This window comes from Flavobacterium sp. (genome assembly GCF_027484705.1).
Taxonomy (GTDB): domain Bacteria; phylum Bacteroidota; class Bacteroidia; order Flavobacteriales; family Flavobacteriaceae; genus Flavobacterium.
Genome location: NZ_JAIXSL010000016.1, coordinates 113,755 through 137,178 on the forward strand (window position 1 = coordinate 113,755; position 23,424 = coordinate 137,178).

Here is a 23,424-nt window from a genome sequence, read left to right on the forward strand (position 1 = left end):
CTCGGGGTGTAGCGTAGCCCGGTTATCGCGCCTGCTTTGGGAGCAGGAGGCCGCAGGTTCGAATCCTGCCACCCCGACAAACAAATTCCTTCTGCGCAGTGGAAGGGGGTTTTAAGATTTTTGAAAGCCGATTCATTCTAGCTTTCAAAAATCTTAAAAAGACCGCTAAGCCTGCAAGGCTTTGGGATTTGTTTAGCACCGACCCTACTACAGGATCACGCGAGTAATCTTGTCATAAAAAATAAACTTTTCCATTAAGTTTTAAAAGAAAAATGGGTGCATAGCTCAGCTGGATAGAGCACCTGCCTTCTAAGCAGGCGGTCGAAGGTTCGAATCCTTCTGCGCTCACGAATGAATCGAAAACCCGGATAAAAATAAATTGAAAGCGAGCTTTCAATTTATTTTTATCCGGGTTTTGATTTTCAAAGCGGAGCTTTGATGGATGCACGCAGTGAATCCTTCTCGTTACATTATGATAAGATGAAATTCATTTCAATTTATCTATGGGTTTTCAAATTAGTACTATGATTGATGTACTTAGTAAATCCTTCTGCGCTTACAAAAAGCCTCCCTTTGGGAAGGCTTTTTGTTTAGACTTGGCTTTAAAATAAAAAGGCTGTGATTTTGTATCACAGCCTTTTCAATCAAGTCTTATTTAAATTTATTTTTTGCTGACAATAAACTTATTTTGGAAAGGTTTGCCGTCGACAAGAATGTCTAAAATATACATCCCATTGGATAGATTAGAAATATCTATTTTGTTTGTCATCTTTGATAAATTTAAAATTTCTCTTCCGCTAACATCTGTAATTCTTCCTGAAGTAGCATTGAAAGAAAATGGAATAGCAATATTAAGTTCTTCAGAAGCGGGATTAGGATAAACGGAAATATTAGAAGTAGCAAAGTTTTCAATAGCCAAAGGTAACAAAGGCAACGGAATCAATTCGCCGCCTGTAGCCAAAGCCACCCATAATCCGAAAGCCGGCCCGTTGCTATTGTTTGCGGGATTTAAAAAACCACTGGCCACCACTGTCAGAGCTTGTCCTTGTAAGGACAAAGTAGCTAATGGAGCGCCATAAGTTGCTACGACTACAGTTCCGGTAGCATCTCTAACATCTAAAGTGTAATCGGCTGTTGGCAACTCTAAATAATTCGAAGAGAAGTTAGGAAACGAAATATCGTCAATAATAGTTCCCGCCGGAACGTTGGTCTCAACAACATCAACCGTTGGCGCATCAGTGGATCCGTGATTTACCAATACATCAGTGTTTGCAGGATTTGAAGCAGTTTCTCTTCCTTGAGCAAAAACAGACAATCCAAAAGGCTGACTAGGTGAATAACCTGTCGGACTTACAATTCCGTTTGCAATCACTACATAAGTTTCTCCTTCTGTGAGCGTCGGTGCGATGTTATAAATACTTTGAGCCACCGAAGTACTGGCACTAGGCGCAATGTCAATCTGAATAGGAACTCCCGCCGGTGCATCGATAAATGGCGTAGCGGTTCTGAATTTGAAATCGTCAAGCAACAGCGTACCATTTAAATACACATCAACAAATTCTGCAGCGGCATCGGCTGAGTTGTGAATGACCTGAACTCGAGCGGTTGGAGCTGGGGTTATCAAAGGCAACGGAATCAAATCGCCACCGGAAGCCAAAGCTACCCACAATCCAAAGGCTGGCCCGTTGCTATTGTTTGCTGGATTCAAGAATCCACTAGCGACTACTGTCAAAGCTTGGCCTTGTAATGATAAAGTAGCTAACGGAGCAGCATAAGTTGCTACGACTACCGTTCCAGTTGCATCTCTGACATCTAAAGTGTAATTGGCTGTTGGCAGCTCTAAATAGTTGGAAGCGAAATCCGGAAACGAAATATCATCAACGATAGTTCCTGCCGGAACGCTGGTTTCAACAACATCAACCGTTGGCGCATCTGTAGAGCCATGATTTACCAACACATCGGTGTTCGCAACATTCGAAGCAGTTTCTCTTCCTTGAGCAAAAACAGACAATCCAAAAGGTTGGCTTGGTGTATAACCTGTCGGACTTACAATTCCGTTGGCAATAACTACATAAGTTTCTCCAGCGGTAAGCGTAGGGGCGATGTTGTAAATACTTTGAGCCACCGAAGTACTAGTGCTGGGCGCAATGTCAATCTGAATAGGAATTCCTGCAGGCGCATCAATAAATGGCGTGGCGGTTCTGAATTTGAAATTGTCAAGCAATAGTGTACCATTTAAATAGACATCAACAAATGCTGCAGCGGCATCGGCTGAATTGTGAATGACCTGAACTCGAGCGGTTGGAGCTGGAGTTACCAAAGGCAGCGGAAGCAAATCACCACCGGAAGCCGAAGCAACCCACAATCCAAAGGCTGGCCCGTTGCTATTGTTTGCTGGATTCAAGAATCCACTGGCAACTATTGTCAAGGCTTTTCCTTGCAAAGATAAAGTCGCTATTGGAGCAGCATAAGTTGCTACGACTACCGTTCCGGTTGCATCTCTAACTTCCAAGGTATAATTGGCTGGTGGCAACTCCAAATAATTTGAAGAGAAGTTCGGAAACGAAATATCATCAACGATGGTTCCTGCCGGAACACTGGTTTCAACAACATCGACCGTTGGCGCATCTGTAGAGCCATGATTTACCAAGACATCGGTGTTCGCAACATTCGAAGCGCTTTCTCTTCCTTGAGCAAAAACAGACAATCCAAAAGGCTGACTAGGTGAATAACCTGTTGAACTTACAATTCCGTTGGCAATGACTACATAAGTTTCTCCTTCTGTGAGCGTCGGTGCGATGTTGTAAATACTTTGAGCCACCGAAGTACTGTTACTAGGCGCAATGTCAATTTGAATAGGATCTCCTGCAGGCGCATCGATAAATGGCGTTGCGGTTCTGAATTTGAAATTGTCAAGCAACAGCGCACCATTTAAGTACACATCAACAAATTCTGCAGCGGCATCGGCTGAGTTGTGAATGACCTGAACACGGGCAGTCTGCGAAAAAGCAATGTTACTAAAGAGTAATAAAAGCCCAAATCTAAGATAGTTTGTAATTTTTTTCATGATAGTGTTTTTTAGTTGAAGTCTAAAATTAGTTTAAACTTTTCAGCAAAAGATTAAACAATAATAAATTTTATATTTTTTTAACTACTGTCATATGATCAAATGAAATGACGCTATGCAGCAATATTCAGAATTCTAATTTTTAAAGCTATTCTATTATAAATGAAAGTATTACTATTAATAAATTGGGTGGTTTGCTATTAAACAATTATTAAAGAAGAGCTGAAGCCAACCTTAGCAAGGCAAAGTTTATTTAATCAATAATATTCTGTTACTTTGTTTTCTAATCTTCATAAAAATGAATTTCAAATTTTTTATAACATACACCTTCAGTTTCTTTTTATGTTCTTCATGCATAAGTCAAATATCATTATCCCAAAAAGAAACCAAACAGGAAGTCAGCGAAACGTTAATCAATGAAAAAGCAATCACCAATCAAAAAGATGAATTTGTCAGTGATACAACCTTCGTAAATCTTAAAGATTATAGCGCGGATTTCGTATTCAATATGAAATACGCCACAGCCGATAATTTCCTAAAAACCAAAGTGTACGATTGTGAAGCCTGTTACTTGCGCTATAAAACGGTCAAAGCGCTGCTTAAAGCCAATGAGAAATTCATGAAGAAAGGTTATAAAATCATGCTTTTTGATTGCTATCGCCCGCTTGATGTTCAGAAGAAGATGTGGGAAATCGTATCCAATCCTAATTACGTGGCCGATCCTAAGAAAGGTTCGATTCACAATAGAGGCGGAGCGGTTGATATGTCATTGGTTGATGCCAACGGAAAAGAACTCGACATGGGAACGCCTTTTGATTTTTTTGGCCCTGAAGCAAGCCATGATTTTGAAAACCTATCGGAAGAAGTCAAAGAAAACCGCAAGACGTTGCGTAAAATCATGACACGTTCCGGTTTCAGGATTTTTGATAGCGAATGGTGGCATTACAACCTAAAAAATGCCAGAAAAGAGAATCTCTCCAATTTCAAATGGACATGTGATTAGTTCTTGTCTTCGTAGCAATGAAGAAAGTTCATAAAATAAGTGTCGGGTTCATACAATGATCCGTCCAATTCTGATTTCAAAGCTTTACGGATGATAAAATCAGTCGTATCGGTGGCATATTTGACACGGACAAATGATACTGGCGACATCCTCAGATCTTCATAATCATCTTTGCGGAACATAAAATATCCGGTCAGTATGCGGTTGTTCTTACCTTGATCATCACGCACCATCGAACCACAACTTTCCTGGTCAATATGCACCAAAGTCACAATCTTATTATTATCGAGCTGAATGTATAACCTCGAAGTTTTGTCGAGGCATTTCGCTTTGATGAAATCATTGCTTTTCTCGAGAAACTGAACATTCAAAATGGGCATTCCGTCAGCTATAGCCATCGAATAAAAGACGTAACTCGAATTCCCTGCAAAGTTTTTCTCATACATCAAATATTCTTTCGTGGCTTTATAACTTCCGATAGAATCCGTGACATTTGTAGTAAATTCACACGGTTTCTGAGCAAAAATAAGGTTCGAAAATAAAAAGACGATGCTAAAAAAAAGGTATTTCATGCTAGTTTTCAATTTTGGCGCAAAGTAAAACTATTTTGCGGTTATTCATATCGGTTGTGAAAAAACAATAGCGGTTTCCGCCTTCTTTGATTTTCCATTTTTTACGAATTTCTTCAACTGTATCTGGGAAATTCCTAGTCGTGATATTGGATTTGGTATTTTCAAGCCACGTTTTCATTTCGCTTTTTTGATACGGAATACATTGTTCGATTTTAAAAATCCTTCCAGGAAAATCAATAATCATATCGGAAGTGTAAAGTTGTGAATGCTGGTGCAGTTTTTCGAGATTGAATTGAAAACCAACTTCATTGAAACCGCCCGATTTCATGATAGCTGCATTCGGTTCGTATAAATAGGTTTTCGGCAAACTATAGTTGATGTTTTCGGTACTTTCGGATACGCTAAACAGAAAATATTCAGCACTGTTTTTCTTCAGGTTAACAGTACTGATTTCAACAGTTCCATCGTAACCTTTAACGATTTCCCAAAGCAATTCCTTGACTTCATTTTCAATCGCAACAATATGGATTTTCTTGACGTTGTTCAATTCACTCAAACCTGCAGTAATGTCAAGAATAGGAGCGGTCTTGATTAAAATGTTGTTGGAATATTGGAAATAAAAATCCATCAATTCCACCACATTCGGCAGACAATCTTTGAGCATAAATACTTTACCTTTGCTGTCATTTCTCCGCGAAGGATCGATATAAATCCAGTCAAAATTTTCATTGATTTTTTCTAAAACATCGTAACTGTCGCCTACAAAAAACGAGCAATTTTCAACCTTAAGTTTTCGATAGTTGTGCGCTACGATTTCCGATAACGTTGCATTCATCTCACAATGAACGACACTTTTGAAAGTTTTTGAAAAGTAATAATCATCAACGCCAAAACCACCAGTCAGATCAATAATAGAATTTCCTGAAATTAAAGACGCTTTATAAGCTGCTGTTTTTTCAGAAGAAGTTTGTTCCATGGAAACCTTAGCCGGATAGATAATATCGTCTGTAGCAAACCATGTTGGCAATTTGTCTTTTGCTTTTTGTCTGCAGGCAATTTGTTCGAGAAGAAGATTCCAGCTGATTTCAGGAAACGGATTCTTTTGCAACGCCAATTGTACGACAACCGCATCAACATGGTCTTTTATAAATTTTTGAACAGGCAGTTGAAGTAATCTAGAATCCAACACTAGATGTTTTTGGTGAGCAATTGAATGACGATGTTTTCAGGGAAAAACTCTTTGCCAATCACTTTGAGAATAGTATAAAACGGAACCGCGATGATCATGCCCAAAATACCAAAAAGGAAACCGGCGATGAGTATCACAAGGAAAATTTCGAGCGGATGGGAACTCACACTTTTGGAAAAAATCAGCGGCTGCGAAAGATTATTGTCAATGATCTGAACAAGACAAAATCCAATCAGGACATAAATAGTAGTTGGTAAGGTTTCGGTTTGAAAATCGCTTCCTAAATGATTAATCATCGTGAGTATCGCCGCTAAAACTGTCGCGATGATAGGTCCGATGTAAGGCACAATATTGAGAACGCCGCAAAGGAATGCGATCACGATGGCGTTATCGACACCAAAAATCAGCAAGACGATTAAGTATAAAACAAATACGATAAATAATTGGATCAGCAAACCAATGAAATAGCGTGACAATAAATGATTGATTTTATCAAGAGAATTTAAAATCTGGTCTTCGTGACTGTCCGGAATCAGTTTTTTTGCGCCATTGATAAACAGCCTGCGGTCTTTCAGGAAAAAGAAAGTAATGAACAAAACCGAAGCGAGTCCAATGCCGAAACTGCTGATGGTGGATACTAAAGTGTTCAAAAAGTCTGGGATAAAATCGATATTGAAGCCTGAAATTGTTTTCTGGTCTTTGATGATCGCTTTGGCATCAATGTGATGGCTTTCCAAAAATTTGGTCACCTGATCCATCAAGGCCAAGATGTTGCTCTCTATTTGCCTTGTATTCAAAAGCGATAAATTCTGCCCTTGATTGATCAGCAAAGGAATGAACAACAACATGAATCCTACGATAATCAATACGAAGAAAAGCACCGTAAATACTGTTGCCAAAGTATGCTTGAATCGCAATCGGTTCTTTAAAAAGTCTAAAATCGGATTTCCAATCAAAGTCAATATCAGCGCGACGATCAAATAAAGAATCACGGTTTGCACTTCATACAGCAAGTAAAGCGCCACTGCAATAGCCACAGTAATTCCTAGGGCTCTGAGTATTCCGTGCGCTATGATTTTTGAGGTCATCTGTTTTAAATTAATTGTTGAAAATATAATTCAAAATATTAGCACCCATTTTTAAGGCTTTCAAACGGACTTCAGCAGGATCGTGATGCACTTCGGCGTCTTCCCAACCATCGCCCAAATCGGTTTCGTAAGTGTATAAAAGGACCAAACGCTGTTCTACAAAAATCCCGAAAGCCTGAGGCCGTTTGCCGTCGTGCTCGTGGATTTTAGGAATCCCGCCCGGAAACGGATACGGTTTCTGGAATATCGGATGGCTTGCCGGAAGCTCGACCAAATCTGCATTGGGCATGATTTTTTTGATTTCTTTACGAATGAATTCGTCCATACCGTAATTGTCATCAATGTGCAGGAAACCACCTGAAGTGAGGTAGTTCCGCAGATTAATTACATCCGAATCGCTGAAAACCACATTGCCGTGTCCGGTCATATGCACAAACGGATACGACAACAAATCCGGACTGCTGGGTTCTACAACACCGGGTTTCATTTTGATTCTGGTGTTGATGTTCTGGTTGCTGAACTTAATCAGGTTGGGCAAAGAAGTCGGATTCGCATACCAGTCACCGCCACCGCTGTATTTGAGCAAGGCTATTTCCTGTGCAGGGCAAAAACTGTAGATCAATAATAGGAGCATCCAACTTTTTTTCATAGCGTTTTTGTTCCTTAGTTTTTAATGATTTTTATCGTGCGGCTTTCTTTTTCAGTATGGAGTTTTAAGAAGTAAACGCCATTGTTGAATGAAGCTGTAAGGATCTGTATTTCTTTTTGGGCAGGATTCAAATGAATTATTTCCTGACCAATTGCATTATACACGATGGCAGATTTAATATTCTCTTTCGCTGCCACGGTAAGTTTTTCGCCTACAGGATTAGGATAAACTGAAAACGCATTAATATCAAATGATTCGTTGCTCAACACTAAATTTGTAGTAACAGCAAAACGGTTGGAATTAGCGCTTCTGTTGCTTTCGCATCCGCTGACGGTTTGAGTGGCGTAATAAGTGGTGTTGTCCTGCAATAAGGTGTTGCTCGGAAGCATATTACCTCCTGTTGGAGCATCATACCAAGTCAGGTTGTCGCCGCTGACAATCAGATCGGCTAAAGTCTGTCCGGCGGTGAAATTTTGGGTAGGCGCACCTGTTGGTGGTGTCACGACAGGAATGATACTGATATCAAAGGATTTGATATAAACGCAACCATAGAGAAGACTTTCAATCCTCATGTAAATCGTTTTATTTTCAGTAAAGGTGTAAATGATCGGATTTGCAATAAAGTTTGGCATACCATTCTCCGCATCAGCCAAGTTTTCGTAGTAAAGTATTTCATAATACTCAGGATTAGGGATTGCTGATAAAACCAGAACAGTATTGGATTCCAAATTAACGGTATATACAAATGGAGATTGCGTACAAACACTCAAATTGGCAGGTAATCCCAATCCCGGATCAGGCAACAATAAATCAGAAACGGAGTTCGATTGTAGCACTGTAGGAGGGTTACAGTTGGCGACGGACATGCTGACACTGTATGATTCGTTGCCAATCGGACAAGCTATTAGAGTGTCTGAAGTTTCGCTCGGAAGCGGCACACCATTCACAGACCATGCAAAAGCAACAGGCACATCAGCACCATTTGGAGTAATGCGCCATTGTTCATTAGTTGCAGTCCAGATTCCTGTATTTCTTCCCGGAGGTGTTAAAGCTTGCGTTCCTGCTTGATTTTGTATTCCAATAAGGCCTGAACCGGAGTTCCATGTACTACACACACTTCTGTTTTTGACTAGAATATCTATGATATTGGTCGTTTCATGAAGCACGATTTGAGAAGTTTGATATCCGACATTATTGTTGCATTGGTATTGTGGCAATTCATTAAAATTGATCACAAAAACCCTGTTTGGTGCAGCATTTACACCAGTATCCAATACGTAATAATTTACGTTTTGCAACGCAGGATTGGTCACTGGAGGCGTTCTGATATCGGAATCCTGGTAGACGCCATAAACGGCATTTCGGATCGGAAAATTACTATTTGGAATTGGTTGAGTAAAGGCCCATTGGCAAGTTCCAAACGGTTGGTTATTGGTTAAATCAAAAGTAATCAAGCCGTTTGTTCCTATTAAAACAGAATTGTAACAATTGCCATAAAAATTGAATGAAAACGGCAAGACAAATTCTGGAGACCAATAGTCGTCACCTGAAGGCGGAATCACAGTGCCTCCAAAAAAAGGAAATGTCGGATTAAACGGAACTGCTGCAATCGCATAATCTGAAGTACCTTTGATTGTAGTGTGATTGGTTGCCAAAGTTATACATTGGCCCGGTCCACAGGCTAAAGATGGTGATTCAATATTAATTTGAGCTAAAGGCGTTTGGGCAGTAGTGAGCAAACTGATTCCTAATAACTGAAGGGTGAAGTATAATTTTTTCATATATTTTTTTATGGCTTGTTTGAAAAAGTAATATTACAATTATTTTACGAATTCTCATTAATAAAAACAACGCTGTGACACGCAACGATGGCAGCGGTTTCTGTTCTTAGTCTTGTATTTCCCAAAGAAACCGGAACGAATTTATGGTCGATTGCCAGTTCGATTTCCTTATTCGAAAAATCACCTTCCGGGCCAATCAGGACGGTGATATCCTGTTTGGGTTGCAACAAATCTTTTAGCAGTTTCTTGTTGGTTTCCTCACAATGGGCGATGAATAAAGTGCCATCGTGTTGTTTTTTGATGAAATCTTTAAAAGTAATCGGTTCGTTGAGTTTTGGCAAATAATACTGATTCGATTGTTTCATCGCAGAAGCCACAATTTTATCAAAACGGTCAATCTTGATTTGTTTGCGTTCCGAATGATCGCAGATGATTGGCGTGATTTCGGAAATCCCGATTTCGGTCGCTTTCTCTAAAAACCACTCAAAACGGTCGTTCATTTTGGTCGGAGCCACAACAAGGTGCAAACGAAATTTTGGCGTATCAGCTTTTTCAAACCCTACGATTTTTACGGTACATTTCGTATCAATCGCTAATACAATTTCAGTTTTAAATAAAAAACCTAAACCATTAGTAACAAACAATATATCGCCGTCTTTTTTTCTGAGTACTTTAACGATGTGTTTGCTTTCTTCACGGTCAAAAGTGAAGTCAGTTGAAGTTTCGTTGATCTGCGGATTGTAGAATAATTGCATGGTTAAAAAGTGGTTCTTGCTTTCGAAACAACAGCTGAAGTCTCAAAATTCTCGATTAGGTATTTCTGATAACCCACAATGCCGATCATGGCTGCGTTATCAGTCGTGTATTCAAATTTTGGGATGTAGGTTTTCCAGCCGTATTTTGTTTCGGCTTCTTTCAATGTAGTCCTGATTCCTGAATTCGCAGAAACGCCGCCACCAATCGCAATTTGCGTGATGCCAGTTTGCTTAACAGCAAGTTTCAATTTATCCATCAAAATCTCGATGATCGTATGCTGGATTGAAGCGCAGATATCAGCAGTATTTTCCTCAATAAATTTAGGATTTTCAGCCATTTGTTTCTGGATGAAATACAAAATCGCCGTCTTTAAACCTGAAAAACTGAAGTCAAGATTAGGTGCTTTAGGTTTCGTGAAGGCAAAAGCTTTTGGATTTCCTTGTTGTGCATATTTGTCGACCAAAGGCCCGCCGGGATAGGGTAATCCTAGTATTTTAGCGCTTTTGTCAAAAGCTTCACCGACTGCATCATCAGTGGTTTCTCCAATGATTTCCATATCGAAATAATCCTTGACTTTCACGATTTGTGTATGCCCGCCGGAAATGGTCAAAGCCAGAAACGGAAACGTTGGTTTGTCAAAATCCGGTTCGTCGATGAAATGTGCCAGGATGTGCGCCTGCATGTGATTCACGGCAATTAGCGGAATCTCCAGCGCAATAGCCATTGATTTGGCAAACGAACTTCCTACCAACAACGAACCCATCAAACCCGGACCTTGCGTAAAAGCTATGGCCGACAGGTGTTCTTTGGTGATATTGGCTTTTTTGAGCGCAGCATCAATCACAGGAACGATGTTCAGTTGGTGCGCCCGCGAGGCCAATTCCGGAACTACGCCGCCATATTCGTTGTGAATCAGCTGGTTTGCCACAACATTCGACAGCACTTTGTCGTTTTGGAGTACAGCCGCTGCAGTATCGTCACAGGAGCTTTCAATCGCTAAAATAAAAACATCGTTTCGATGCATAAACACAAGCAAATTTTTGATTTATATTTGAACAAATGCCCTAAAAATATTCTATTTTTACAGCGCTGCCAAAATTAGCCTTTTTTTAGCAATGGAATTGATTTCCATAAGTTAAATAAATCGATTTTAAAATTTAATAAAAGCCCATTCTCATAAAACGAGCTCGGAAAATAATACTTCGCTTATTACTGCTACTAATACTATTGATACTAGTGCTTGGTATTGCTTTAACGTTGCCGGTCGTGCAAACCAAGATTGCGCAATACGTTACCGAAAGGCTTAACAAGGAATACAAAACCGACATCCAGATTGGCCAGATTGCCATTACTTCGTTTGGTGTCGTGAAGCTCAAAAAAGTATTAATTCGCGATCATCATAAAGACACCCTGATTTACGCCAACCGCATCAACACCAACATTCTGGATTTAAAGAAAATGACCGCCGGTGATTTGATTTTCGGAAACATCCGCGTCAATGAGATGCTTGTCAACATGAAAACCTACAAAGGCGAAAGCGACACCAACATTGATAAGTTTATAGCTGCGTTTGATAACGGAAAACCTTCGACACACAAATTCCTGCTTACAGCCCAAAAAGTATATCTTGAAAAAAGTCATTTCATTCTGACCGATGAAAACCGTGAAGTGCCTAAAGATGTTGATTTCACAAGGCTAAATGCCATGGTCAGCAATTTCAAAATTCACGGTCCGGATGTGACGACTGTCATTGAAAAAATGTCATTTCAGGACCATCGCGGACTTTACATCAAGAATCTCATGGCGAAATTCGCCTACACTAAAAAGCACATTCTGCTCGATGATCTTGATTTCATTACAAGTCACTCAAAGTTTAAAGGCAAGGCAGCGCTGCATTACAAACGCGAAGATTTTCACGATTTCAACAACAAAGTGCATTTTGATATTCAGGTCGATAAGGCCAGTTTGTCATCGAATGATGTCCGCTATTTCTACAAGGAAATGGGGAAGGACCAGAATTTCACTTTGCGGGCGCATGTCACCGGAACGCTCAACGATTTGACGGCGCGCAAGATGAGCCTCATCGACAGCAAGAATACGCAGATTGTGGGCGATGTCAATTTTAAAAACCTTTTCGGCGACAGTCAGCAGTTTTTTTACATGAACGGAACTTTTAAGAAAGTATCGTCGAATTATGACAATCTGGTGAAACTGCTTCCGAATGTGCTGGGCACGAAATTACCGACTTCGCTCAAGAAAATCGGACAGTTTGATATCCGCGGTAAAGCAGAAATTACTGTCAAGTCAATCGTTGCGGATTTTTATATGACCACCGCGCTGGGCAACATCCAGTCGAAACTCGATATGAGCAATATCGACCATATCGATGACGCGCAATATAAAGGCAACATCATTCTTGAGGAATTCAATGTCGGTGCTTTTCTAGGTCGCAAAGATGTCGAGAAAGTCACGATGAACATTGACGTCGATGGTAAAGGATTCAAACAGAAAAACCTCAATACGATATTTTCGGGCGATGTTTATAAATTGAAATACAACGGTTATACATACACCAAAGTAATCGTCGACGGGAAATTCAAGAATCCCGTTTTTGAAGGCAAAGTATTCATCAACGATCCAAATTTATTCCTCGATTTCAACGGATTGATCAATTTGGGCAAAAAGGAAATCGCTTATAATTTCGAGACCAAGATCGATTACGCCAATTTACACAAGCTCAATTTCGTGAAGAAGGATTCGATTTCAGTTTTTAAAGGCGACATCAAAGTCAACGTTTCTGGCAATACGCTTGATGATCTCAAAGGCGACGTGCATTTCGCGGCAACTTCCTACCACAACAACAAAGACAATTATTATTTTGAGGATTTCACGCTGCATTCGAGCTTCGACGCGGATAATGAAAGAACCATCGCCATCGAATCGCCTGATATCATCCAAGGGAAAGTGGTTGGTAAATTTGAAATCAATTCACTCAAGAAAATGCTAGAGAATTCCGCGGGAAGTTTGTACGCCAACTATTCCCGGAATCCTGTCAAAAAGGGGCAATACCTCAAGTTTGATTTTACGATCTACAACAAAATCGTTGAAGTCTTTTATCCCGGAATCGAAATCGGCTCTAACACGCGCTTCCGAGGCAACATTGATTCGGATACCGATGATTTCAAGTTCAATTTTTCGTCGCCCAATATTTCGGCTTATGATTATGGCTTTGACAACATCAAAGTGGATATCGACAATAAGAATCCGCTTTACAATGCTTACATTTCTTTGGACAGCATCAAGACGAAACATTATAAAATCCGAGATTTTAGCTTAATCAACATCACTACGCAAGATACTTTGTTTTTGCGCACCGAATTCAAAGGTGGCGATGCCGGGCAAGATGCGTACAGCCTGAATCTTTATCATACTATCGACGCGCAAAGGCAAAACGTAGTCGGCATTCAGAAATCTGAATTGAAGTTCAACGATTTTCTTTGGTATCTGAATGAAAAAGATGCGAATGATAATAAAATCGTGTTCGACAAGAAATTCAAGAACTTCAACATTGAAGATATTATTCTTTCGCACGACAACCAACAAGCGCGATTGTATGGCGTGATTAAAGACAAAACGTTTAAGGATTTGAATCTGAGTTTCAATCAGGTGCAGCTAGAACGATTATTGCCACGGATGGACCATCGATTCAAAACTACCGGAAGTCTTAATGGTGAAATCAATCTCAAACAGAACAATTCGATCTACCAACCGACTTCATCACTCAGGATCGACAATCTTAAGCTCAACGATATTGCTTTGGGCGTGATGAATCTGAATATCACTGGTGACGCCGCTTTCGAGAAGTTCTATCTGAATTCAACGATAGAGAATGAAAATGTGGCTGCTTTTGAAGCCGAGGGAACCATTGAAGTGGTAGATAAGAAAACAAACTTAGATTTAGATCTTAGTTTTGAAAAGTTCAATTTGGGTGTTTTGGGATCGTTGGGCGCCGGTGTCATTTCTAACATTCGTGGATTTGCTTCAGGACGCGCCAATGTTGGTGGCGACGTGGACGATTTGGATATCAACGGGCGGCTTTTTGTAGATCAGGCTGGTTTGGGAATTCCTTACTTAAATGTAGATTATAAAGTTGAAGACCAAACGGTTGTGGATGTCACGGAAAAGAAATTCATCATCCGGAACGCCAACATGATCGATACGAAATACAACACCAAAGCCAAGCTTTACGGAAGCATCGGCCACAACAATTTCTCAGAATGGCGCCTCGATTTAGGGCTTGAATCTAAAAGACTGCTCGCGCTCGACACCAAAGACAGCGAAGATGCGGCTTATTTCGGCACGGCATTCATGGATGGCGAAGCGACAATCACCGGACCAATCAGCAACCTATTCATTAAAGTCGATGGAAAATCGGAGCAGGGCACAAGCATCAAAATTCCAATCAACGATGCGGAAAGTACCGGCGACAGCAATTACATTCATTTCACGACGCCTAACGAGAAATTCAACATCAAGAAAGGTATTGCACAAACAGTGAAGAATGACAACGGAGTGGAACTCGAATTCAATTTTGACATTACGCCCGACGCCGAAGTGGAGATTATTCTCGACAGGAATTCCGGTCACGGCATGAAAGGTAAAGGTTTCGGTTCGTTGCTGTTCAAAATCAATACGCTTGGTAAGTTTAATATGTGGGGCGATTTTCAAGCTTATGAAGGAACCTACAACTTCAAATATGGCGGTATCATCAACAAGTTGTTTACCATTAAAAAAGGAGGTTCCGTGACTTGGGAAGGCGATCCGATGCGCGCGAATCTGAATCTTGAAGCCGTTTATAAAACTTCTGCAAATCCGGCCGTTCTGATAGAAAATCCATCGTTCAATAAGAAAGTCGATGTAGAAGTCGTCATTGGATTAAAAGGAAATTTGAGCAATCCACAACCTGATTTCAACATCAATTTTCCGACAGTAAGTTCCGTACTGAAATCCGAAATCCAGACCAAACTTGATGATAAAGATGTGCGCCAGAAGCAAGCATTAGTTTTGCTTTCCACAGGTAGTTTCCTTAGTGTTGACGGATTGAACCAGACTTCAATTACAAATAATCTTTACGAAAAAGTAGGCGATATCTTTGGGTCGATATTGAACGACAATGAAGACAAGATTCAAGTCGGTGTCGATTTGGTTTCGGCTGACAGAAATCCGGGTCGTGAAACCGATGGTCGTGTAGGATTGACGGTTTCCACCAAAATCAGCGACCGCATCAGCATCAACGGGAAATTTGGAGTTCCGGTCGGTGGCGTCAGCGAATCAACGATTGTAGGTGATGTCGAAGTGCAATACCGCGTTAACGAAGATGGAACGCTGAACCTTCGCATGTTCAACAAGGAAAATGATATTAATTATATCGGGCAGGGCATTGGTTACACGCAAGGAATCGGTTTGACGTATCAGGTCGATTTCACGACATTCAAGCAATTGCTCGGAAAGATTTTCAAGAATCAGAAAATAGAAATCGTTCCAAAGCCTGTGAAGGAAGTCCCGGATTCTCAGATGGTTCCCGATTACATCCAATTTGTGGATAAGAAAGAGGACAAAAAGGAAAAGAAAGCGCAACCTGAAAAACACAATCAGGAAGCGGTTCCTAATGATGATTAATTTTTGAATTTCTTTCCGTAAATCACTTCAAAATTATTCAAACGGTAAAAACTTATTAACGAAATCGTTTGAAATTTACGAAATCCATTAAACTAATAAAAAGCTTCATCATTTTATAGCAGATGTTTGCTAATTTTACATTTTAAATGTAAAAAAATGATTAAAACCATAAAAAAGATTGGCGTGCTGACTTCAGGTGGAGATTCTCCGGGAATGAATGCCGCGATTCGTTCGGTTGTCAGAACCTGCGCTTACCATAATGTGGAATGTATCGGAATCTACAGAGGTTACCAAGGCATGATTGAAGGCGACTTCAAAGAAATGGGCCCGCGTAGTGTCAACAACATCGTCAATAAAGGCGGGACAATTTTAAAATCAGCGCGCTCGAAAGAATTCATGACCGTGGAAGGCCGCAAAAAAGCCTATGATCATTTAGTAGCTGCGGGCGTTGATGCTCTAGTAGTCATTGGTGGAGACGGAAGTTTCACCGGTGCGGAAATCTTCAACAATGAATACAATTTTCCAGTGATGGGAATTCCCGGAACCATTGACAACGACATTTTCGGAACCAGCCATACTTTAGGTTACGATACCGCGCTCAACACCGTCGTGGAAGTCATCGATAAAATCAGGGATACCGCCAGTTCGCACAACCGTTTGTTTTTCGTAGAGGTTATGGGACGTGATGCGGGTCATATTGCATTAAATGCCGGAATTGGAGCAGGAGCTGAAGAAATCCTGATTCCAGAAGAAGATCTCGGATTAGATCGATTACTCGATTCCTTAAAGAAAAGTAAGGCATCCGGAAAATCCTCAAGTATTGTTGTCATTGCCGAAGGTGATAAAATTGGGAAAAACGTATTCGAACTCAAAGACTACGTCGATGCCAATTTACCAGAATACGACGTGCGTGTTTCCGTTTTAGGACACATGCAACGCGGTGGTGCACCTTCTTGTTTCGACAGGGTTTTGGCTAGCCGATTGGGTGTGAAAGCCGTCGAATCGTTGCTCGAAGGAAAATCAAACTACATGGTCGGGCTCAACAGCGACAAAGTCATATTAACGCCTTTAGAACAAGCCATCAAAGGTCACACGGAAATCGATCGCGAATTGCTGCGTGTTTCCGATATCATGTCTACTTAAGCTGTAGGCAATAGGCTATAAGCTTTAAGCAAAAAAAAGAACTAGAAATTAACAAATATTTAATCGGCATACTGCACGTAGCATACTGCTTACTGCTTATTGCCTAAAGCAAAAAAAAAAATGTCAAAAGTAAAATTAGGAATCAACGGTTTTGGAAGAATAGGTAGAATTGTTTTCAGGGAAACATTCAACAGAGATAACGTAGAAGTAGTAGCCATCAACGATTTATTAGAAGTAGATCACCTGGCTTACTTATTAAAATACGATTCAGTACACGGCCGTTTCAACGGAAAAGTGGAAGTCAAAGAAGGCAAATTATACGTCAACGATAAATACATCAGAGTTACTGCGGAAAGAGATCCAAAACTCATCAAATGGGATGACAAAGAAGTCGATGTTGATGTCGTAGCAGAATGTACCGGAATTTTCACCACTATCGAAACTGCCCACGCGCACATCGATGGCGGAGCGAAAAAAGTTGTTATTTCAGCACCATCAGCAGACGCTCCAATGTTTGTAATGGGTGTCAACCATACTGAAGCCAAAGCTACTGATTTAGTGGTTTCAAACGCTTCTTGTACTACGAACTGTTTAGCGCCTTTGGCCAAAGTAATCAATGACAACTTCGGAATTGTAGAAGCTTTAATGACCACCGTTCACGCTACAACATCTACACAAATGACCGCTGACGGACCTTCTAAAAAAGACTGGCGTGGCGGACGTGCTGCAAGCGTCAACATTATTCCATCTTCAACCGGAGCGGCAAAAGCAGTAGGAAAAGTAATTCCTTCATTGAACGGAAAACTAACAGGAATGTCTTTCCGCGTGCCAACCGTTGACGTTTCCGTAGTCGATATGACCGTAAAAGTAGCAAAAGAAACTACTTACGAAGAAATCATGAAAGTATTGAAAAACGCTTCAGAAACCAGCATGAAAGGCATTTTAGGATACACCGAAGACGACGTCGTTTCGCAAGATTTCGTATCCGATTCAAGAACCTCCATCATCGATGCTAAAGCCGGAATCGGTCTGAACTCCACGTTCTTCAAAATCGTTTCATGGTATGATAACGAATATGGTTATTCCAGCAAACTCATCGATTTGTCCGTGCATATTGCGGGATTAAAATAAAATGATATCTTTAAGTCCCGTTATTCGTAGCGGGACTTTTATTTTTAGGAGCTACTTCCCGCTATCCGTTCAATCTTTTGTGCCGAACACCGTCACAAAAGGATTTCCACTGCTATCGGGGCTAGGGCACTAAACCAACCAGAACGAATAGATTAAAAACAAGTTACTCAGTTACTCAGGCACTCAGGCACTCAGCAACTCAGGCACTCAGCAACTCTAAAAAATGAAATTACTCGTAGACAGCGGTTCCACCAAAGCCGATTGGATTGCCATTGACGACAACGGCAAAGTGTTGTTCACCACACAAACCCTCGGGCTCAATCCTGAAGTCCTTTCCAAAGAAGAAATCATCAGCCGACTCGATGACAAATTCGACATCTCACACAACAAAGACAAGGCGAGCCATCTGTTTTTCTACGGCGCGGGTTGCGGTACGGATCGTATGAAAAATTTCCTGACCAAAGTGTTCGAGGACTATTTCACCAAAGCCGCCGTCACCGTACATGAAGATACTTATGCCGCGGTTTATGCGACAACACCAAAAGACGAAGAAGCCATAGTGTGCATCCTCGGAACCGGTTCCAATTGCAGCTATTTCGATGGTAAAGTGTTGCACCAGAAAGTACAATCCTTAGGCTACATCGCGATGGACGATTGTTCAGGAAACCGTTTCGGTCGTCATTTGTTGAGAGGTTATTATTTCAATAAAATGCCTTCCGATTTGGCGAAGGAATTCGAGGAAGAATACAACATCGAACCCGATTACGTCAAAAATAATTTATATAAAGAACCGAACCCGAATGCTTATTTGGCGACGTTCGCGAAGTTTCTGATCAAACATAAAGACAGCGCTTTCTGCAGAAAATACATCTTATCAGAAATGGAAGATTTCGTAGAGAACTACATCAAACAGTTTGACAATTGCACTGAAATTCCGGTACATTTTGTAGGCTCGATTGCTTTTTATCTCAAAGAGGAACTCGAGGAAGTACTGACCAAACACCACATCAAAATCGGAAACGTATTGCGCCGTCCGATTGATGGTTTGATCGCTTATCATATTTTGAACAAATAATCATGGAAATTGCCATCATAGCCCACGACGGAAAGAAAGCCGATATGGTTCAGTTCATCAACAAGAACAAACACTTGCTGGAACTCGAGAATATCAAACTCATCGCAACCGGAACTACGGGAAGCAAAGTAGAAGCTGTGGGCATTAAAGTAAAAAAGATGCTTTCGGGCCCGATGGGTGGCGATGCGCAGATTGCGGCAAGAGTAGCGGAAGGGAAAACGAAAATGGTCTTATTTTTTAAAGACCCGAATTCGAGCCATCCGCACGAACCTGATATCAATATGCTCATCAGGATTTGCGATGTACACAACATTCCTTTGGCGACTAATGAAGCCACCGCGCAATTGTTATTGAATGCTATAGCATTGCAACCATAGAAATTTCAATATTGACGTTTTTAGGCAAACCAGCCACTTCAACCGTTTCTCTAGCAGGAGCGGTTTTTTCGTTGAAGTAACTTCCGTACACCGCATTCACTTCAGCGAAATCGCCCATGTCAGTTAGGAAAATGGTGGTTTTGATGACGTTCTCAAAAGTCAATCCTGCGGCTTCCAAAACAGCTTTGAGGTTTTCCATGACTTGCTTGGTTTCGACTTCGATGTTATCGATTACCAGTTCCATCGTTACGGGATTCAAAGCGACTTGCCCTGAAGTATACAACATATTTCCGGCAAAAACTGCCTGGCTATAAGGTCCGATAGGTGCCGGTGCTTTTTCGGTATAGATTATTTTTTTCATTTTGTAAATTATTTTTTGATGATTTTCGAGCTACCGGTTTTTTGATTGTTATGGTCGTAAAATTCAATATAGTACAAACCATTTTGAAGTTGCCCTATCGAATAGTTATTGTCTGGCGACTTATTTAAACCAGCAACGATTTGTCCAAGCGTATTGGTAATAAAAGCTTTCTCAAAATTGATACTGCCCGAAATATGGAAAACTTCCGCAGTAGGATTTGGCGCTAAAGAAATCTTAACATCAGTTAGTACTTCATTGGTCGACAAATTATTGAGATCAATAATCCGGTAATACACGTCTGGCACTGTAATTAAATTATAGGGTGGATTATCGTTATAAGTAATGACATTTGTCGACATTTTTATATAACGTACGGTTTCGGGAATGGGAGCATTATAGACAACTGTATTACTAGCCGAACAAAAAAAAGCCTGCCATACTCCGGTGATATCATAGAAACCCTTAACATGCATCGTATCGCCATCAATCGTGATTTCACTGCTGGTGAAAGTATTGTCGCAATTACCTGAACCAAACGAAAAATTAGTCTGAAAAAGGAAATTGGTTTCATTCGAACTGACCGGCTGATAGGTAAAATTACAGCTCAGCACGGTGTTGAGCGACATCTGTGCGTTGGCTTTTATTCCTAAAATGAGGCTACAGATTATGATTGTTTTTGTAATGATCTTCATGTCTTTGGATTTTAAGAATCTAAAGTTACGCAATATTTTAACATGAAAGCTATCGTAAAACCCTGTCTGGTACTGTTCGTTTTTCCCATTTGATATCGCTGAGTACACTTGATTTGATTCCGATAAAGAAACTCCAAAACGCATTTGTGCCGAAAGGCGTCCAGCTGAAATCCATGCGCCAGCTCATCAGGTCGCGTTCAAAACGAAACTGTGTAAAAGTCACTCCGTCCTGAACAAAATCATATCCTGACGAAACGCCGACTTTCCAGTTTTTTGACAATTCGGTGTTGAGCGACATCATCAGCGAGTTGCCCGAAATTTCTTTTTCCCTTTTGATGTTAGAATAGGTAAGCTGGTAGGCAAAATTCACATCCCAAGGCAGGTCAGCTTTGAAGAATCCTTTAAAACCATCATCATCTTCAGCGTCCTCATCCCCAAACTGGCTCTGTCGGCGATCGCTGAAATCGGTATTGGTTCCGAAAAGATCGTCTTCACGTCCACCATTTCGGAGTCCTTGTTGGTTCTTGTTTTTGTTCTTATTTTCTTCTCCGTCACGGCTTGACAAAGAATAATTCAAGGTCATGTTGGCGCTGGTCATTCTGAATAAACTGCCGCCGTTATCGATATTGTATTTTTCATACATACGCCCGGAATTATCAATCGCATACGGATTCAGTGTCATTCCAAAATTGACATTCATCTTATTATTAAATAAGGCGGTACCGCCGCTGACACGCAAAGGCGCCCAACGCAAAGAGTCTGCGGTGATATCGTAACTGGTCGAGAAATTCAAATTATTGAGTAACATGATTTTTTTAGGTTCCGTTTTTGTACTGTCTTTATCAGTCACTTTGGCTTCAAAAGTATTGCTTAGGCTAAAACCGACACTGCTCGATAATTGTTTTCCCGGTGCACCAAAAATCCCTTGCTCAAAACGCGTATATTCTTTAACCATCGTCCCGCTCCCGTCAGCCGCATAAGTATCATAATATTGTTTGAAGCTGGGCGTGTAGCTATAAGAGACCGACGGACGCATCACATGTCGGATAGCTTGTATTTTTTTGGTGTCGCCGAATTTGAACGTACCATAAATTGTAGTTCCCAAACTGGACGAAAAAGAATAGGTGCGGAAAGCGTCAAATTTGTTAACTTCAGTTACTACATCCTGATTGGTTAAGGCGTCAAAGCTTTTACGAATGGTTTTAAGATACCAGACTTCTTCATAATTCATCGAAGTGGTGGCGCTGAAATATTTGAAGACTTTGAAGTTAGTGCTTAATGGAATACTGTGCTGGAAACCTACTTTGGCATCCTTAAACATCTCAGATTTAAAAAACAGAGAATCGGTAGTAGCTATCCTGTTTTCGCCTCTCAGGTTATATTGCAGGTTGATGTTCTTAAAGAAACCCTTTTTGATTCCTTCTTTAGGAGCGAAAGGAAAAACGCGGTCAACACTTAGTTGTAGCGTCGGCAAAGTCATATTGATTTGTTCGGTATTCGTATTTTGCGAATGGGTTGCCGTCAGCGAAAGGTTCACCTGCGGAACGGTATTGAATGTTCTGGAATAGGAAACCGACGAACTCAAAGTATTGTTCAGGTTTGAGCCTACATTGATTTGGCTTGCGGATTGTCTGAAATATTTACTGCTTCCAAAATTGACGGATGCCGAAAAACGTGAGTTTGGATTCGATTTTCCATCTTGTCCATGAGACCACTGGATGTTATAAATATTCGTTTTAGAATAATCCGGAAAACCCCGTTCGCTGTTGATTAGGTTTTCAAAACGAACATTAAAATTACCTTTGAATTTATAACGCTGTGCGTAGCTTGATTCGAAACGGGTGGCATAACTTCCGTTGGTGTAATAATCACCTAATATGGCCAAGTCATAATAATCACTCAACGCGAGATAATAACCGCCATTTTGTAAAGAATAACCACGTTCATTATTGTCATTAAAAGTAGGTATGATCAGCCCGGATTGACTCGTTTCTGTCATGGGAAAAAAGGCGAACGGTAAGGCGAGAGGCGTCGGAACATTGGCGATTACCATATTGGTCAGGCCGGTCACGACTTTTTTGCCTGGTACGAATTTCAACCTGCTGGTTCTGAAATAATATTCGGGATCTTCAATGTCTATGGCAGTAGTGAAACGCGCGTTTTTGAGAAAGTAAACCGAATCGTTGACGCGTTTTGAAACTTCTGCTTTGACTTTAAATTCTCCTTGCTCAGTTCTTGAATTCCAGATTAATGCCTTTTTCGTTTTATAATTGAATCGAATCGAATCGGGTTCAACAACATTCGAACCTTGCTTGAAATTGGGATACTGGATGTAAGCGCCTGTCGAATCTTTGATCCTTCCCGCATAAACTTCACTTTTATCGTAATTGAAGACAATGATGCCGGCTTTGAGTTCGATATCCTGATAATACAATTCGGCTTTATCGTAAAGTGTAATCAGCTTTTTCTTGTTGTCGATCTTCGCGTATTTTTCGGCTTTATACTTTATCTTGCTTTCAAGGATCGGCTTTTTAGGTTTGACGCTGTCATTCTTGATGGTATCGCCAATTTTCGAGAGGTCATTGATGTTGATTGTGGTGCTGTCGATGCTCTTTTTTGCAGGTACGGCTATCGACTTATTATTTAATTCCTGTGCATAATTTTTGGAGATTCCCATTGTTAGGAAAAATGCTGAAAAAACGATATGAAATAAGTTTGTATGCAAAGGTTTTAATGCTATTTTTGTAAAAATATGGCTTAATTTTTGACGTGCCAAACTTAATGATTATTTTTCGTCAAAAATAGGTAAATATCAAAATTAAACCCTCAGGGTTTTCATAAAAATTAACTTTATTTCTTAC

17 protein-coding genes and 2 tRNA genes are annotated in these 23,424 nt (G+C 40.5%); 8 read left to right on the forward strand and 11 right to left on the reverse strand.

What is annotated here, in order from left to right:
* The first annotated feature begins 2 nt into the window (after positions 1-2).
* Together Q0058_RS09150 and Q0058_RS09155 are read left to right on the forward strand one after the other, a co-directional pair.
* Positions 3-77: transfer RNA gene (locus tag Q0058_RS09150), tRNA-Pro, on the forward strand.
* 197 nt (positions 78-274) lie between these two features.
* Positions 275-348: transfer RNA gene (locus Q0058_RS09155), tRNA-Arg, on the forward strand.
* 313 nt (positions 349-661) lie between these two features.
* Here the strand turns inward: Q0058_RS09155 and Q0058_RS09160 are convergent.
* Positions 662-3,067 carry a DUF4397 domain-containing protein gene (locus Q0058_RS09160; RefSeq protein WP_298223116.1) on the reverse strand — a complete coding sequence of 802 codons (2,406 nt, stop codon included), beginning with the start codon at positions 3,065-3,067 and terminating at the stop codon, positions 662-664.
* A 298-nt stretch (positions 3,068-3,365) separates the two neighbouring features.
* On the opposite strand from Q0058_RS09160, the gene Q0058_RS09165 reads away from it, so the two are divergent.
* Positions 3,366-4,070, forward strand: a complete 705-nt coding sequence (locus Q0058_RS09165) for a M15 family metallopeptidase (RefSeq protein ID WP_298223117.1) — start codon at positions 3,366-3,368, stop codon at positions 4,068-4,070.
* On the opposite strand, the gene Q0058_RS09170 is transcribed toward Q0058_RS09165, so the two are convergent.
* From Q0058_RS09170 to tsaD, 7 genes are read right to left on the reverse strand one after another with little or no spacing between them, the layout of a single operon-like run.
* Positions 4,067-4,642 carry a hypothetical protein gene (locus Q0058_RS09170; protein WP_298223119.1) on the reverse strand — a complete coding sequence of 192 codons (576 nt, stop codon included), beginning with the start codon at positions 4,640-4,642 and terminating at the stop codon, positions 4,067-4,069. The genes Q0058_RS09165 and Q0058_RS09170 overlap by 4 nt on opposite strands.
* A 1-nt stretch (position 4,643) precedes the next feature.
* Entirely contained in the window at positions 4,644-5,828 is a 1,185-nt protein-coding gene (locus Q0058_RS09175; RefSeq protein ID WP_298223121.1) for an RsmD family RNA methyltransferase, read from the reverse strand.
* A 2-nt stretch (positions 5,829-5,830) separates the two neighbouring features.
* A complete protein-coding gene (locus tag Q0058_RS09180; protein ID WP_298223123.1) occupies positions 5,831-6,919 on the reverse strand; it encodes an AI-2E family transporter in 1,089 nt (362 codons plus the stop codon).
* Positions 6,920-6,929: 10 nt separating this feature from the next.
* Positions 6,930-7,568 (reverse strand): DUF4159 domain-containing protein, encoded by a 639-nt coding sequence (locus Q0058_RS09185; RefSeq protein WP_298223125.1) that lies wholly within the window; start codon positions 7,566-7,568, stop codon positions 6,930-6,932.
* A 14-nt stretch (positions 7,569-7,582) separates the two neighbouring features.
* Positions 7,583-9,349 carry a T9SS type A sorting domain-containing protein gene (locus Q0058_RS09190; protein WP_298223127.1) on the reverse strand — a complete coding sequence of 589 codons (1,767 nt, stop codon included), beginning with the start codon at positions 9,347-9,349 and terminating at the stop codon, positions 7,583-7,585.
* Between the two features lie 44 nt (positions 9,350-9,393).
* Positions 9,394-10,104: a 16S rRNA (uracil(1498)-N(3))-methyltransferase gene (locus tag Q0058_RS09195; RefSeq protein ID WP_298223129.1), complete on the reverse strand. Its 711-nt coding sequence runs from the start codon at positions 10,102-10,104 to the stop codon at positions 9,394-9,396.
* 2 nt (positions 10,105-10,106) lie between these two features.
* Positions 10,107-11,129 carry a tRNA (adenosine(37)-N6)-threonylcarbamoyltransferase complex transferase subunit TsaD gene (gene tsaD, locus Q0058_RS09200; RefSeq protein ID WP_298223131.1) on the reverse strand — a complete coding sequence of 341 codons (1,023 nt, stop codon included), beginning with the start codon at positions 11,127-11,129 and terminating at the stop codon, positions 10,107-10,109.
* A 212-nt stretch (positions 11,130-11,341) separates the two neighbouring features.
* On the opposite strand from tsaD, the gene Q0058_RS09205 reads away from it, so the two are divergent.
* The 5 genes from Q0058_RS09205 (at position 11,342) to Q0058_RS09225 (ending at position 19,510) form a co-directional block, all read left to right on the forward strand.
* A complete protein-coding gene (locus Q0058_RS09205; protein WP_366869728.1) occupies positions 11,342-15,784 on the forward strand; it encodes a translocation/assembly module TamB domain-containing protein in 4,443 nt (1,480 codons plus the stop codon).
* A gap of 156 nt (positions 15,785-15,940) precedes the next feature.
* Positions 15,941-16,927, forward strand: a complete 987-nt coding sequence (gene pfkA / locus Q0058_RS09210; RefSeq protein WP_298223132.1) for a 6-phosphofructokinase — start codon at positions 15,941-15,943, stop codon at positions 16,925-16,927.
* Positions 16,928-17,047: 120 nt separating this feature from the next.
* On the forward strand, positions 17,048-18,058 hold the full coding sequence (gene gap / locus Q0058_RS09215) for a type I glyceraldehyde-3-phosphate dehydrogenase (RefSeq protein ID WP_298223134.1): 1,011 nt from the start codon (positions 17,048-17,050) through the stop codon (positions 18,056-18,058).
* A gap of 223 nt (positions 18,059-18,281) precedes the next feature.
* Entirely contained in the window at positions 18,282-19,133 is an 852-nt protein-coding gene (locus tag Q0058_RS09220) for a BadF/BadG/BcrA/BcrD ATPase family protein (RefSeq protein WP_298223136.1), read from the forward strand.
* Between the two features lie 2 nt (positions 19,134-19,135).
* Positions 19,136-19,510, forward strand: a complete 375-nt coding sequence (locus tag Q0058_RS09225) for a methylglyoxal synthase (protein ID WP_298223138.1) — start codon at positions 19,136-19,138, stop codon at positions 19,508-19,510.
* On the opposite strand, the gene Q0058_RS09230 is transcribed toward Q0058_RS09225, so the two are convergent.
* The 3 genes from Q0058_RS09230 to Q0058_RS09240 are packed head-to-tail and all read right to left on the reverse strand — an operon-like array spanning position 19,491 to position 23,339.
* Positions 19,491-19,871: a RidA family protein gene (locus Q0058_RS09230; RefSeq protein ID WP_298223140.1), complete on the reverse strand. Its 381-nt coding sequence runs from the start codon at positions 19,869-19,871 to the stop codon at positions 19,491-19,493. The two genes, Q0058_RS09225 and Q0058_RS09230, sit on opposite strands and share 20 nt — an antisense overlap.
* 8 nt (positions 19,872-19,879) lie before the next feature.
* Positions 19,880-20,563: a T9SS type A sorting domain-containing protein gene (locus tag Q0058_RS09235; RefSeq protein WP_298223141.1), complete on the reverse strand. Its 684-nt coding sequence runs from the start codon at positions 20,561-20,563 to the stop codon at positions 19,880-19,882.
* 49 nt (positions 20,564-20,612) lie between these two features.
* Positions 20,613-23,339: a putative LPS assembly protein LptD gene (locus Q0058_RS09240; RefSeq protein ID WP_298223143.1), complete on the reverse strand. Its 2,727-nt coding sequence runs from the start codon at positions 23,337-23,339 to the stop codon at positions 20,613-20,615.
* Positions 23,340-23,424 lie beyond the last annotated feature (85 nt).

Coding starts and splice junctions, on each gene's coding strand:
- Q0058_RS09160 (WP_298223116.1), bottom strand. CDS start 3,067: ATGAAAAAAATTACAAACTATCTTAGATTTGGGCTTTTATTACTCTTT.
- Q0058_RS09165 (WP_298223117.1), top strand. CDS start 3,366: ATGAATTTCAAATTTTTTATAACATACACCTTCAGTTTCTTTTTATGT.
- Q0058_RS09170 (WP_298223119.1), bottom strand. CDS start 4,642: ATGAAATACCTTTTTTTTAGCATCGTCTTTTTATTTTCGAACCTTATT.
- Q0058_RS09180 (WP_298223123.1), bottom strand. CDS start 6,919: ATGACCTCAAAAATCATAGCGCACGGAATACTCAGAGCCCTAGGAATT.
- Q0058_RS09185 (WP_298223125.1), bottom strand. CDS start 7,568: ATGAAAAAAAGTTGGATGCTCCTATTATTGATCTACAGTTTTTGCCCT.
- Q0058_RS09190 (WP_298223127.1), bottom strand. CDS start 9,349: ATGAAAAAATTATACTTCACCCTTCAGTTATTAGGAATCAGTTTGCTC.
- Q0058_RS09195 (WP_298223129.1), bottom strand. CDS start 10,104: ATGCAATTATTCTACAATCCGCAGATCAACGAAACTTCAACTGACTTC.
- tsaD (WP_298223131.1), bottom strand. CDS start 11,129: ATGCATCGAAACGATGTTTTTATTTTAGCGATTGAAAGCTCCTGTGAC.
- pfkA (WP_298223132.1), top strand. CDS start 15,941: ATGATTAAAACCATAAAAAAGATTGGCGTGCTGACTTCAGGTGGAGAT.
- gap (WP_298223134.1), top strand. CDS start 17,048: ATGTCAAAAGTAAAATTAGGAATCAACGGTTTTGGAAGAATAGGTAGA.
- Q0058_RS09220 (WP_298223136.1), top strand. CDS start 18,282: ATGAAATTACTCGTAGACAGCGGTTCCACCAAAGCCGATTGGATTGCC.
- Q0058_RS09225 (WP_298223138.1), top strand. CDS start 19,136: ATGGAAATTGCCATCATAGCCCACGACGGAAAGAAAGCCGATATGGTT.
- Q0058_RS09230 (WP_298223140.1), bottom strand. CDS start 19,871: ATGAAAAAAATAATCTATACCGAAAAAGCACCGGCACCTATCGGACCT.
- Q0058_RS09235 (WP_298223141.1), bottom strand. CDS start 20,563: ATGAAGATCATTACAAAAACAATCATAATCTGTAGCCTCATTTTAGGA.